Source organism: Microbulbifer sp. JSM ZJ756 (assembly GCF_044383805.1).
Classification (GTDB): Bacteria; Pseudomonadota; Gammaproteobacteria; order Pseudomonadales; family Cellvibrionaceae; genus Microbulbifer; species Microbulbifer zhoushanensis.
This window is the reverse complement of record NZ_JBISER010000014.1, coordinates 20,421-33,780: the sequence shown is the minus strand read 5'-3', so window position 1 is coordinate 33,780 and position 13,360 is coordinate 20,421. Positions and strand designations below refer to the sequence as shown.

Annotated in this window: 11 protein-coding genes; 5 read left to right on the top strand and 6 right to left on the bottom strand. The window is 59.7% G+C overall.

Annotated elements, in window-relative coordinates; genetic code table 11:
• Positions 1-636 precede the first annotated feature (636 nt).
• The 5 genes from ACH6CX_RS17710 (at position 637) to zntB (ending at position 6,734) form a co-directional block, all read left to right on the top strand.
• On the top strand, positions 637-3,615 hold the full coding sequence (locus ACH6CX_RS17710) for a TonB-dependent receptor (RefSeq protein WP_233006118.1): 2,979 nt from the start codon (positions 637-639) through the stop codon (positions 3,613-3,615).
• Between the two features lie 138 nt (positions 3,616-3,753).
• The gene (locus ACH6CX_RS17705) at positions 3,754-4,392 is read left to right on the top strand and encodes a hypothetical protein (protein ID WP_396676090.1); all 639 of its coding nucleotides are present in this window, start codon (positions 3,754-3,756) and stop codon (positions 4,390-4,392) included.
• Positions 4,382-4,792: a GFA family protein gene (locus tag ACH6CX_RS17700; protein ID WP_233006116.1), complete on the top strand. Its 411-nt coding sequence runs from the start codon at positions 4,382-4,384 to the stop codon at positions 4,790-4,792. The genes ACH6CX_RS17705 and ACH6CX_RS17700 overlap by 11 nt, the downstream gene beginning before the upstream one ends.
• A gap of 70 nt (positions 4,793-4,862) precedes the next feature.
• A complete protein-coding gene (locus ACH6CX_RS17695; protein ID WP_237064091.1) occupies positions 4,863-5,732 on the top strand; it encodes a D-hexose-6-phosphate mutarotase in 870 nt (289 codons plus the stop codon).
• Positions 5,733-6,734 (top strand): zinc transporter ZntB, encoded by a 1,002-nt coding sequence (gene zntB / locus ACH6CX_RS17690; protein ID WP_233006113.1) that lies wholly within the window; start codon positions 5,733-5,735, stop codon positions 6,732-6,734.
• Positions 6,735-6,846: 112 nt separating this feature from the next.
• Here zntB and ACH6CX_RS17685 read toward each other — a convergent pair whose 3' ends face one another.
• The 6 genes from ACH6CX_RS17685 to ACH6CX_RS17660 form a co-directional block, all read right to left on the bottom strand.
• Positions 6,847-7,644 (bottom strand): thioesterase family protein, encoded by a 798-nt coding sequence (locus ACH6CX_RS17685; RefSeq protein ID WP_334078702.1) that lies wholly within the window; start codon positions 7,642-7,644, stop codon positions 6,847-6,849.
• A 15-nt stretch (positions 7,645-7,659) separates the two neighbouring features.
• Complete coding sequence (gene panB / locus ACH6CX_RS17680) at positions 7,660-8,475, bottom strand: 3-methyl-2-oxobutanoate hydroxymethyltransferase (RefSeq protein WP_233006111.1); 816 nt, start codon at positions 8,473-8,475, stop codon at positions 7,660-7,662.
• Between the two features lie 4 nt (positions 8,476-8,479).
• Positions 8,480-9,136, bottom strand: a complete 657-nt coding sequence (locus tag ACH6CX_RS17675) for a deoxynucleoside kinase (protein ID WP_233006685.1) — start codon at positions 9,134-9,136, stop codon at positions 8,480-8,482.
• A gap of 98 nt (positions 9,137-9,234) precedes the next feature.
• Entirely contained in the window at positions 9,235-9,711 is a 477-nt protein-coding gene (gene folK, locus ACH6CX_RS17670) for a 2-amino-4-hydroxy-6-hydroxymethyldihydropteridine diphosphokinase (RefSeq protein WP_233006110.1), read from the bottom strand.
• A gap of 5 nt (positions 9,712-9,716) precedes the next feature.
• On the bottom strand, positions 9,717-11,072 hold the full coding sequence (gene pcnB, locus ACH6CX_RS17665; protein ID WP_233006108.1) for a polynucleotide adenylyltransferase PcnB: 1,356 nt from the start codon (positions 11,070-11,072) through the stop codon (positions 9,717-9,719).
• An 805-nt stretch (positions 11,073-11,877) separates the two neighbouring features.
• Positions 11,878-13,269 carry a sigma-54 dependent transcriptional regulator gene (locus ACH6CX_RS17660; protein ID WP_237064089.1) on the bottom strand — a complete coding sequence of 464 codons (1,392 nt, stop codon included), beginning with the start codon at positions 13,267-13,269 and terminating at the stop codon, positions 11,878-11,880.
• Between the last annotated feature and the right edge of the window lie 91 nt (positions 13,270-13,360).

Here is a 13,360-nt window from a genome sequence, read left to right as displayed (position 1 = left end):
AGGGGCGATCCTTGTGATCGCCCGGGCTGCCGGTTCCCTGTGCGTGGGATTGGGCGGATACAAGATCCGCCCCTACTGGTTCCTATATCCCGTGCCCTGATGTAGGGGCGATCCTTGTGATCGCCCGGGGCGCTGTCCTGTCGGTGGTTGCGGGACATGCCGGCGCCTTTCTGTCCCCAACGAACAAAGCCTCTCCTCTCGATTCTTGTACGATCGTACATGTCAAAAAAGAATGATTCCTTCTGGTTGGGTTGCGGGCGGCAGCTGGGAATTGCCGGGAGAGGTGATCCTTTCTGCCCGGAGTTCCATATCGCTAGGAATAAATCCGGAATAAATGGCTGTCTTAGCTGTCATTACGATACTTCAAGAATATTTTTTTGAATTTTTTATCATTTTTCTGTCGCGATTCATTAAAAAAATCCGCAGAATGCACTTAGGAATAAGATATTCCTCGACTTTAATTGGGCGTACATAAAGTATTTAGTCGTTCCCGATCTGCGAGTGGGGTTGTGATACGCAGGCGGGATGATCGCGCTGACTGTAATCCGGGGAGGCATCCCGGGGAAGGCGGCGCGGATTATCAGGGCGGAAGACCGTTCCAGGAAATAAAGATAAAACAGTCTGGGAGACTCACTCATGTTCCACAAGAAAAAACTCAGTAGCACACTGGAATCGCTGAAAGGCGCTTCCAACTTCGCGCGTGCCGCCGCTGTCACTGCGGGGGTTATGTTCTCAGCAACTGCGATGGCACAGCAGGTTGGCAGTATTGAGGGCCAGGTATTCCTCGATGAAGGTATTGAGGCCCAAGGGGTTACCGTCAAGGCCACTAGTAGCGTAATGCCGCGCGGCCGGACTGCAACCACTGACGAGGATGGTGAGTTTCGGCTACCCATGCTGATTCCCGGTATCTACCAGCTGACCTTCACTTCTGCAGACGGGACAACGCGCACTGTGCAAGCAGAGGTGTTGCTTGACCAGATGACGATGGTGGACATGAGCCTGACGCCCCAGGTAGAAGGGGACCTTGAACAGGTGGTGGTCACCGGTGAGGCAATTACTGTCGGTGGCAACTCCTCGCTGTCTGATGCCATTGGGGCGGATGTGATCAAGGGGTTGCCCGTCGGCCAGGACTTGAGAGACCTGATAAAGCTGGCCCCCGGTGTACAGTACACCCAGAACTCTGTTCGCGGTCCCAGCGCCGGCGGCAGTGGTCAGGACAATGTCTACAATTTTGATGGTGTGAACGTAACATTGCCGATGTTCGGCACCCTGTCGGCGGAGCCTTCCAGCCAGGATGTTGAGCAACTGTCTGTTGAGCGAGGCGGCGCGCGAGCGATAGGTTTCAACCGGTCTGGTGGTATTACCGTCAACACCAAAACCAAGTCCGGTACTAACGAGTACAAAGGTAGTGTGGAATACAAGTTCCAGACAGCCGATATGCGCGAAAAGACGGAAGAGGGCACCAAGGCCGAGACCGACTACAGCTGGATGACTGCAAATGTAGGTGGTCCCATTATCGAGGATCAGCTGTTTTTCTATGGTTCCTACTATGGCCCGCGCGAATCCCGGGACAATAAAGAAACAGCCTACGGACCGACCAAGGATTACTCCAGTGAGCGTGATGAGTATTACGGCAAGCTGACATGGGCACCGATTGAGGATGTGCTGCTCAACGCGGCATACCGTACTTCAGACCGGGTTAATGAAGGCGCTTCTATTTCCTTCGATGAGGCAGATTCGGTATCGGTAGGGGAGGAGTCCGGCCAGGACATTCTCTCTCTTGACGGCTCATGGATTATCAACGACGCGACCACGCTCAGCTTCCAGTACAGCGACTACGCGCTTGAAACTGCGGGTGTGCCGGATACCCGACTGGGTGTACAACCTGCGATTGGGCAGATGCTCGATGCTGCCAGTCTGGATCAATTGGGCTATTTCAATGTGCCCGATTTTCGCGATAACGATGATGCCTGGAATGCTGCCGTAGCACCCTATATTAACCAATACGGTTATGACGAAAACGGTACTCGTGTCGGCGGTGGCGGTGTCGGTGCTTACTATCAGTCCAATGTGCAAAACTTCTATCGTGAAAGCTTTGAAATCGCACTGGACCATAGCCTTGAGATTGGCTCCACTTCTCACGAGATCCATGTTGGCTACCAGTGGTCGGAAGGTCACGAGGAGCTGGCTCGCCTGTCTAATGGCTGGGGTTCTATTAGTGTCATAGATGGAGCAGAGGATGTTAATGCCCCGGATAATGCGCGTTTCCGTGCTTATACCGAGCAGATGAGCTTCATCGGTGAGGATGGTGGAAGAGTGCCACCCATCGACTCCTTCACAGAGACCCAGAACTTCGAAGTTAACGACTCGATTGCCTGGGGGGATTTCACCTTCGATGTGGGCTTCCTGATCAGCCAGGACACCCTGTATGGCCAGGGGCTGCGTGAGGCCAACACCATTTCGGGCTACGAGGCCGCACCGGGCAACAAATACGAAATGTACAAGGTCGACTGGAAAGATATGATCCAGCCGCGCCTCGGGGTTACCTGGGCCTACAACGGTGTCGATACGGTTTTCGCCAGTTTCGCCCAGTACAACCCGGCAGCCTCCTCCCTTGCCCGTGCCGCGTCATGGGATCGTAACAGCCGCGCCACAGTGGAGGTTTACTGGGATGAAAACGGCAATTACATCAGCTCCACACCTCGAGAAGGTTCATCTGGCAAGTTGTTTGCAGATGACCTGGATCCCCGCAGGGTTGACGAACTGACACTCGGCACAACCAAAGAGTTCGACAATGGCATCAGCCTGCGTTCGCATCTACGTTACCGTGAAGGCTCGCATTTCTGGGAAGATACGTGGAATGGCTCGCGTACTTATGGTTGCTACGGTCCCGAAGACAACCAGACCTGTGTGCCGGATGACATCGCTGCAAAAGGCCTCTACATCCCCGATCTCGATGAGAAACTCGAGCAGATCGGTAGCGGCTCGAGTTACGTGATCGCCGAACTGGATGATGCTTATACGAAGTACCTGGAGTTCAGTCTCGAAGCCTCCTGGATGGGGGAGCGCACTTACCTGAACGCCTCCTACACCCGCAGCCGTTATCGTGGCAACTTCGACCAGGACAACACTACCTGGACCAACGATGCCAATACCTTTATTGGCTCTTCGTATCTCGCGGATGGTGCTGGTCGCCAGGTCTGGGATAACAAGGACGGTACACTTCGTGGTGACAAGCCAAACCTGCTGAAGTTCTTTGGCCAGTACACCCTGGATTGGAAGGCCAATGTCGGTGCCTATTTTGTGTACCAGTCTGGCGAACCCTGGGAAGCCTGGGATGGCAGCGTCTATGGTTATTCTAGCGCCACTAACCGCTATGCCGAACCGGCAGGTAGCCGCCGTACTGATAGCCACTGGCAAATGGACCTGAACTACACCCAGAATTTCAATGTGTATGCAGATTACACGCTGAAGTTCCGTGCAGACCTGTTCAACGTGTTTAATCGCCAGACTGGTTACAATATCGATCCCGAGGTAGGCTACTTCGCCTTTGGCGAACCGCGTAGCTACTATGATCCGCGTCGTCTGCAGCTCTCAATCGGCATGGACTTTTAAGCGACGTTCGTCCTGCTTCTCTTAGCGGGAATGTACCTCTCCAATGCCCCGGCCCGCCGGGGCATTTTTATTTGCCCCAGAGCAATCCCCGTCCCAGTCCGTTAGAATCCCAATAAACAATAACGGGAGAGCGACCCCTTGGTAAGTTTCTGGCTGCTGGAAGTCCTGCTGGCGCTGGCTGCACTGCTGGTTGCCAGCCAGTACTGGTATATCGCGCGGGATCGTTGCCTGTCGCCGTCCCTGCTAGTGGTGGCGGGAATGTCGCTGCTGGCGATGGCTGCGCTGGTTGGCGCCTATCGCTACACCATTGATCCCGGTGTCAACGGACTGCACCGGATCCTGTCCGGTCTCTCCGGGCAGCTGACCTTCCTGCTTTCCGGACTGGCACTCATATGGGTCGCCCTGAAGCCCGGTCTCGGCAATCGCAGCCGGCCTCCGGCCTACGTGGTGCTGACCGTGGCGACAGCGGTCGCGGTGTTACTGATGACCGACGCCGGCCCGGCAGGTCGGCTTCTCAGTATGCTGGGGCTGGGGGCCTGGTTTGCCACCGCAATAATCGGTCGCCTGCGAGGGGGGCTGTCGGCACTACCCGCGTGCCTGTTGGCCTGTGGCCCGGTGCTGGTTGTGGTCGCCAGTCTGTTGGTGGGCACCAGCCATGTGGAGCTGCTGGGCATGCCACGGCTCAATTGGTTCCACCTGCTGCTGGCGCTGGCGGTACTGACGCTGCTCTGCGCACGGCCGCTATTCGAGCAAAGGAGGGGTGAGAATGGATGGTAACTCCCACTGGGAACTGCAGGGTGGCTGCCACTGTGGCGCTGTTCGTTTTGAAGCGCGTATACCCCGCCGGCCGGGGGAGGCGCTGGTCGCCCATGCCTGTAACTGCTCCATGTGTGAAATGGTGGGTTTCCAGCACCTGATCGTGCCCGCTTCGGCGTTCGACCTGCAGCAGGGAGAGGGCGACCTCACCTGTTACACATTTAATTCCGGTGTGGCCAAGCACTATTTCTGCCGTCACTGTGGGGTGAAGTCTTTCTACATCCCGCGCTCCAACCCCGACGGTTACAGCATCAACCTGCGCTGCCTGGATCAACTGCCCGAAGGGGTAAAGGTGGAGCCGTTTGATGGCCGGAACTGGGAGCGCAATGCCGGCGCGCTGGCTCATCTCAGCAAGGGCTGAAGTTGCATATCGATAAGACAAGCGGGACGGTTATCGAGTCCCGGAAGGATTGAGAGGAGATAAACCCGCTGTGAGTGAGCAGGTACAAACCGGAAACGTCACATATACCGACAGTGGCGTCCTCTATGGCAAGCCCGGGCTGGAGTTGGTGGTGGTGGAGACCAACCTCTGCCGGGCGGTAGTTGCCCTGCAGGGGGCGCAGTTACTCGAATTCCAGGCAAAGGGTCACGAGCCCCTGTTGTGGCTGAGTCCCGCGGCGGTATTTGAGCCGGGCAAGGCAGTGCGGGGCGGTATTCCCCTGTGCCTGCCATGGTTTGGCGTTCACCCGGATCCCGCCAGGCCCAAGCACGGACTGGCACGTACCAGGTCGTGGGAGCTGGATGCTGTCAGGGAGCTGCCGGGCGGTATCCGCGAGTTAGTGTTTACCTACTGTCACCCCGGTGATGAGGATTTCACGCCTTTTAATTGCCGTGTCACCCTGCAGCTTGGCAAAAAACTGCGATTGGCGCTGGACCTGGAAAATTCCGCCGATGAGCCAGCCAGGTTCAGCTGGGCCTGGCATACCTATTTCCCGGTGGATAACGTGCACGATATCCGGGTGCACGGCCTGGAGGATACCGGCTACCTGGACAATACCCGCGGGCTGCAACCGGCCCGGCAGGAAGGCGCGGTCCGCTTTCCCGGCGAAGTGGACCGGGTCTACGAACACGCAGGCGATACCCAGCGGATTGAGACACGTGCACCGATTCAGGCGCACAGTGGTGATTGTTGTTCCGTGATTACCTGGAACCCGGGCGCCGAGCTGGCAACCACGCTTGCAGATGTGGGCGAGCACTATGCCGGGTTCGTATGCGTAGAGCACGGCAATGCCTTTGCCGACAGTTGGCAACTGGGTCCGGGTGAGCGCCGCAACGCCTGGCTGGAACTGGAGCGCGAGTAAATGGTTACTGCGGCTGCAGGGAGTGGGCAACGGGAGCAGGCAGGCCTGCTGCATGCCCTGTTACTGGACGGGCGTGGCGGGGGCCGGGCGCTGTCCTGGCCTGATGTCGAGCAATGGACTCCGGAGCAGGGCTGCCTTTGGCTGCACCTGGATTACACCGACGATGGCGTTGCCTCATGGCTGCGGGGCCGGGACGACGTGCCCTCACTGGTGGCCGAGGCCCTGCTGACGGAGGAGACCCGGCCACGCACCACGTCGATCGATGACGGTCTGCTGGTTGCGTTGCGCGGGGTGAACCTCAACCCTGAATCGCAGCCGGAGGACATGGTCTCGATCCGGCTGTGGGTGGAAGAGCACCGGGTGATCAGCACCCGCAAGCGGCGCCTGCTGTCGGTAACCGAATTGCAGGAGCATATCCACAATGGGCGGGGGCCACGGGACAGTGCCAGCCTGTTGGTGGAGCTGGCGGACCTGCTGGTGTGGCGTATGGGCGCGACGGTGGAGTCTTTTGAGGATACCATCGACAGCCTCGAAGACCGGGTGCTCGATGGCAGCAGTGCGGCCCTGCGGGTGGACCTGGCCCGGCTGCGCAAGCAGACCATCACCCTGCGTCGTTATCTTGCGCCGCAGCGGGAAGCGCTCGCCAGGCTGGTCCAGGAGAAAGCCCCCTGGATGCAGGAAGGCAGTCGCCTGCAGTTGCGAGAAGTGAGTGACCGCCTGCTCCGTCATATCGAGGATATCGATGCCGTGCGCGAGCGCGCCGCGGTTACCCAGGAAGAGCTGATGAGCCGCATCTCCGAACAGCTCAACAGCCGCATGTATGTACTTTCCGTCGTCGCCGCCATCTTCCTGCCCCTGGGGTTCCTGACCGGTCTGCTGGGGGTGAATGTGGGAGGTATCCCCGGGGCGGAAAACCCGGGGGCCTTTTACCTGTTCAGCGGTTTGCTGGTTGTGGCGGTCATCGTCCAGCTTGTTATTTTTCGCTGGAAAAATTGGTTGTAGCTTCGGCCATGGGCCCTGGCGAAGGCCCTTCAGGAATGCGCTTATTGCACCCTGCCGGCCTTATCAGGAGGTCAGGGCGCGTTGAGCGAAAGCGTAATGCGTGGCTCGGTGGTTAACCAAACACGGTCACGGTCTGGCGGCTGAAAGCGACCGGTTTGCCCGCGGGGCTCCACAGGCGCGCCTGGGCGACAGCGTAACCGTCAGCGGCCTGCTCCACGTCGGCCAGGTACTGCCACCAGTCACCACAGGTGGCTTCCGGCAATGGTTCCATAAACTCCAGCGTCCAGGTCAGTGAGCTGGCGGGGGCCGGTTGCTTGAGCATCGGCAGGACTGCCGGCGGCCAGGCGTCGATCAGGGCAAGCAGGTGACCTATCTCTACCCGCCTGGTGGCGGCTTCTTCGCCGCGGAAGCGAGCCCAGCCCCCGAACCGGTTGCTCGCACTGCCGCTGAAGGGCATGTCGCCGGCGGAAATCCGGTAGTCAAATTTCTGCGTGAATTCCGGCACCAGGCCCTCGATATAGGGCAGCGGCTGGAGCTCCTCGGGGGCGACAAAGTGCGGGGCGGTGTCCGCGGGCACATGAATACTGGAATCGCGGCTGCTGCCGAAACTGGCAAAAGCCGCCAGTACCACCTGGCCGTCCTGTTCCATCCGCGCTTCCACCTGGCTCACCGAGCGCCCGGCGCGCAGTACGCTGCCCTGCAGTGAGACCGGGCCCGCGGCGACGGGGGCGACGAAGGAAAAGGTGATCGAGCGCAGGGTACTGTCCGGATCGACCTGTGCGGCCAGCTGCTCGTACAGCATGGCTGCCACCAGCCCGCCAAAGGTGGCGCGCCCCTGGGCCCAGCCCTCCGGGATTTCCACTGTGGCGCCGGCTGCGCGGCTGCGGGACATCAATACATCGAATTCCATCGGGTTTACATCCGCTTAACCAAAGGTGTGGCTGTCATCGGGAAAGGTGCCGGCCTTCACGTCCTCGGCGTACTTGTGCAGCGCGCCGGGAATATCCCCGGCTTCTACCAGGAAATTCTTTGAGAACTTCGGCGGCTTTTCCGTAAGGCCAAGGATATCGTTGATTACCAGCACCTGCGCATCGGTATCGCGGCCCGCGCCAATGCCGATGGTGGGCATGGAGACGGCTTCGGTAATGCGCCTGGCCAGCGTCGACGGCACGCACTCCAGTACCAGCAGGTCCGCGCCGGCCTCGTCCAGCAGCGCGGCATCACTGAGGATGGTACCGGCGGTGTCCTCGTCGCGGCCCTGTACCCGGAACCCTCCCAGCTTGTGTACCGACTGGGGTGTCAGGCCCAGGTGGGCGCAGACCGGGATGCCCCGATCCGTGAGCATACGGACGGTTTCCGCCAGCCAGGCGCCGCCCTCGATTTTCACCATATGTGCGCCGGCCTGCATGATGCGTGTGGCGTTGGCGAGGGCCTGCTCCGGGGTGGCGTAGGTCATGAAAGGCATGTCGCCCATGATCAGCGACTTTTTATTTCCCCGGGCCACCGCTTCCACGTGGTAGATCATATGGTCCATGGTGACCGGGATGGTGCTGTCGTAGCCCAGCACGGTCATTCCCAGGGAGTCGCCTACCAGTAGCACCTCCACTCCGGTCTTCTGGGCCATGGCTGCCATGGGGGCGTCGTATAGGGCCACCGTAATAAATTTCTCACCGTCGGCCTTCATTCGTTGGAGTGTTTGCACGGTAACTGGCTTGGTCAGCGCTGAGGGTCCGTAAGGCATGAGATCAGTTCCCCGGGTTGTAGTAGTGGCGGCCACTGGTGATGTTCAGCATGTATTCCACCAGCTGGCAGTAGTCATCCTGGCGGCTGACGATATCGATATCTTCACTGTTGACGATCAGCAGCGGGGCCTCGTCGTAGTAGTGGAAAAACTGGGTATAGGCCTCGTTGAGGGTGGCGAGGTATTCATTGCTGATAGAGCGCTCGGCGGCAATGCCGCGGGTGCGGATGCGTTCCTGCAGCACATTTAGCGGAGCCTGCAGGTAGATCACCAGGTCTGGCTTGGGGGCCTGCAGGGTCAGGTGCCGGTATACCTGCTGGTAGATCTCCAGCTCGTCGGCATCCAGTGTGACCTCGGCAAACAGCTGGTCTTTCTCGATCAGGAAATCGGAAACGCGTACCGGATTGAATATATCGTCCTGGCGCAGCGACTGGATCTGCTGCGAGCGCTGCAGCAGGAAGTGCAGCTGGGTCGGTAAAGCGGCACTTTTGGGATCCCGGTAGAAGCGTTCAAGGAACGGGTTTTCCTCCGGAAGTTCCAGCAGCGTATCGTAATTGAAAGTGGCGGCAAGCTTTTTCGCCAGGGTGGTTTTGCCCACGCCGATATTACCCTCCACCGCGATAAAGCGGGGCGGGGCGGCGGCGGAGATATCGGGTTCCATCGACGGCGGGATCTCGGTTTCAGTAGACACCGGCCTCTACTCCTTTTTCTGTTGTTCCATCCTCGCCCGCGCAACCGGATCCGGCCCGGGCGACTGCGTCAGAGCTTCTCCAGGCGATTCGACGGGCACTGCCGCAGCAGGGCCGCCAGGGACTCACCCGTAGGTAAAACCAGTGCAGGTGCCAGTTCTGCCAGTGGTAATAGCACGAAATTGCGTTCACCCATGCGTGGATGCGGGACCTGCAGTCGGGGCGTATCCAGCGTGTCCTGGCCGAACAGCAGGATATCCAGGTCAAGCGTGCGCGCCCCCCAGCGAACATCGCGTTCCCGCCCCTGGTCGGACTCGATCTGCTGCAGCCGGTCGAGTAATTCGTGCGGGGCCAGCGCTGTTTCCAGCTCCGCGACCGCATTGATGTAGTCGGGCTGGTCCCCCGGGCCGACCGGTGCGCTGCGATAAAAGCTGGAGCAGCGCAGCAGGCGGATGCCGGGAGTGCTGCCCATTGCGGCAAGCGCATCCTGCAGCTGTCGCTGCGGCTGCGAGAGGTTACTGCCCAGGCCGACGTAACATCGCTGCATGGTATTCAGTCCTGGCGTGGCGCGGAAGAGCGGGGCTTCCGGCGACGACCGCCGCGACTCCTGCGCCGGCCGTCACCGGAACGCGGCAATTTGCTGACCATTTGCTCGCGGCTATCCGCATCGGCCTGCTGGAAATCGGTCCACCACTGGCCAAGTCCCGGTGCTATCTCACCGCACTCCTCGCGCAACAGCAGGAAATCGTAGGCGGCGCGGAAACGCGGGTGCTCGCTGAGTCGCTGTGCCCGCGAGCCGTTGCGGCGGGGCAGGCGCGATTGCATCTCCCAGATCTCGCGCATGGGTAGGGAGAAGCGCTTGGGAATGGCCGTGTGCGCCAGCTGGGCGCCAATCACCTTCTGCGCCGCACCCGCCAGGGCCGGTACCGGCGGAGTTCCCTTGCCTGTCAGTCGCTGCTGCTCGCGGTTGACCGCAGGCCAGAGCAGGGCGGCATAGAGGAAAGCGGGGGTGACGCGCTTGTCGGCGCGGATTCGGTCGTCGGTGTTGCGCAAGGCAATCCGGGTCAGTTCCAGGGCTGTCGCGTCGCCGAGCAGGGCATCGTTTTCAGGGAACAGGTGTTGCCACAGGCCGTGCTCCCGCATCAGCTCAAAGGTACGCTCGCCGTGACCGCTCATCAGCAGCTTGAGTACTTCGTCGAACAGCCGTGCAGGCGCGATATTGCGCAGCAGGGGGGCCAGTTCCCGCAACGGGGCGGCCGTATCCGGTTCGATTTGGAAATCCAGCTTGGCGGCGAAGCGAACAGCTCGCAGCATCCGTACCGGATCTTCCTTATAGCGTGTCTCCGGGTCGCCGATCATCCGGATCAGGCGGTCCTCGATATCCTTCACACCACCGGTGTAGTCGTGGATTTCGAAACCATTGGTGGTGTAGTAGAGGGCATTGACCGTAAAGTCACGCCTTACGGCATCACTCTTCAGGTCACCGTAGACGTTGTCCCGCAGCAGCATGCCATGCTCGGACTGCTGTGCCTCGTGGTCCTCGCCCTCGCTGTGGTGCCCCCGGAAAGTGGTGACCTCGATAATTTCCCGTCCGATGCGGGCATGCAGGATGCGGAAGCGCCGGCCGACAATACGCGCGCCACGGAAGAGTTTCTTCGCCTCCTCCGGTGTCGCATCGGTGGCGACATCGAAGTCCTTGGGGTGACCGCCCAGCAGCAGGTCGCGTACGCCGCCCCCGACAATGTAGGCCTCGAAGCCCGCCTCCTGGAGGCGCTTCAGGACGGTCAGCGCCGCGCGGCTGATATCGCGCCGGGACAGGTTGTGGTCGCTGCGCGGGATAACACGCAGGGTGTTGTTACTGGCCGGCTTGCGCCAGCGCTTGATACTGCTGATCAGGGAATTGAGCATACGGCTGTCTGTCTTGACTGCTGCCAACGTGTGGCGATAGATCCCGTCTGGATTGACGCGCGAATTCTACCACAGCCATGGACGGCCCGGCGCTTGCTTGAACAGGGGGAAAGCTCAGGGGGGGGGATAGGATGGTGGCGGTGCTGGCAGCAACCGCCCCCTTACAGACTCTCCATTCCAAAGAGAAAGGAGTAAAGGGAGTTATTGTTATGGCTATGAAGGCAGCGGCATCCTTGCGCTATCAATTTGCTGTCTAGCAAACACCCTCTCCCAGGTACAATCAGTCAGTTTGTAACGCGCTTGTGGTTATTTTTGTTCTGCTTTCTTTATTTTTATTCTTTATTGTTATTGTTTGTTGTTATTGTTGTTCAGGTTTTGGTCACTGTTTGCTTTTATTGTCGACCGCCCCTTTATTCTTATTGTGTTGCGCCCACTTATTGTCAGTTGTTCTTAGGGCTTAAACAGTCATTTATTTTTATTCTTGGCTGTTCTTCATTGTTGTACTAGTAAGAAAGCATTTAGCGTGCCAACTTTTTAAAGTCCTTTAAAATCAATGACTTATGATTTTTGGGGTAAAATTTTGTGCCACAAAGCCCGGGCCCGGCGTTACGTAAGTCGCCGCAGTTGTTACGGACGGTGAGACCGGGGTAACACTTTGAGTGCTCCAGGTGGGAACTTTCTGGCCGTACGGTAATCATCCGGCCAGCCGCACCATGGATGAAAAGTCAGGAAGGTCAGGTTTCTGGCGCGGCTGCGAGGAGAAAGGGCCGCAGGAGCAGCCCGGAAAGGGGGGATCGGGAGGTGGTCAGGAGGCCTCTGCGGCTGCGCGGCGGCTCTTCTTGCGCGGGATCCCCAGCTTCTGTCGGCGTTCCCACAGGCACTTGCGGCTGACGCCCAGCTTCTTGGCCAGTTCCGTCTCGCTCATGGTGTCCTGGTGCTCGAGCACGAAGCGGGCAAAGTAGTCTTCCAGGGACAGGTCCTCGCGGGGATCGGAGTGCAGGCTGCGGGGGCGGCGCTCCGGATCGGCCTCTTCCACCGGTACCAGGTCCAGGTCGATATCCAGCGTCTTGTGATCGATTTCGGTGCTGTTGTCCTCGGTCAGGATTACGGCACGCTGGATCGCATTCTCCAGTTCCCGCACGTTACCCGGCCAGGTGTAGGTCGTTACCGCCTGTACCGCTTCCGGGGAGAGCTTCAGGATTGCTCGCCCCACCTTGGTGCAAAACTTCTGTAGCAGGTGCTCTGCGATGGCCAGTACGTCCTTGCCGCGCTCCCGCAGGGGCGCCAGGCTCATCTGTACCACATTGATGCGGTAGTAGAGGTCCTCGCGAAACTTGCGTTCGGTGGCAAGCTGGCGCAGGTTGCGGTGGGTTGCTGCCACCAGGCGTACATCCACTTTACGTGACTCGATGGCACCAATTGGCCGTACCTCGCCCTCCTGTAACACACGCAGCAGCCGTGCCTGGGCTTCCAGCGGCAGCTCACCAATCTCGTCCAGGAACAGGGTGCCGCCGTCAGCGGCGGCCACCAGGCCCTCGCGTGCGGTCTGGGCGCCGGTAAATGCGCCTTTCTCGTGACCGAACAGTTCCGCTTCGATCAGCGTGTCGGGGATCGCGGCACAGTTGACCGAGATCAGGGGTTTGTCAGCCCGGCGGCTTTCCTCGTGGATGGCGCGGGCAACCAACTCCTTGCCGGTACCGGTCTCGCCGTGGACCAGCACCGTGGCGTCAGTGGGCGCTACCTTGTGGATGCGGGCATAGAGCTCGCGCATCACCGGGCTGTTGCCGATCATGCCGGCAATAGTGCGGCTGGGGGCCTGCTGGTTGTTACTGGCGGCACGGCTCTGCTCCGCCTTGCCGATGACCCGGCGCACGGTGGCGATCATCTCATCGTGATCGAAGGGCTTGGCGATATAGTCTGCGGCCCCCATACGCATGGAGTCTACGGCCGAGCGCAGGCTGGCATAGCTGGTCATGATCAGTACCGGAACGTCGCCCGCAAGCTTGAGCAGGTCAGTGCCGGGGGCGCCGGGCAGGCGCAGGTCGGAGATGATCAGGTCAACTTCGCCGAGACGGTACTTGCTGGTCGCCTCGCGCACGGAGCCCGCTTCGCTCACCCGGTATTTGTGCCGCTCCAGCAACTTGCGCAGTGCGGTACGGATGATGGCTTCGTCTTCGACGATCAGGATGTGGCTCATGTGTTACGCCTGGTTACAAAACACTCAGAGGGGGCCTAGTTTTACCCGCAAAGCGTTTCGTTGCAACTCAGTTGGGACTTTTGTCACCAAC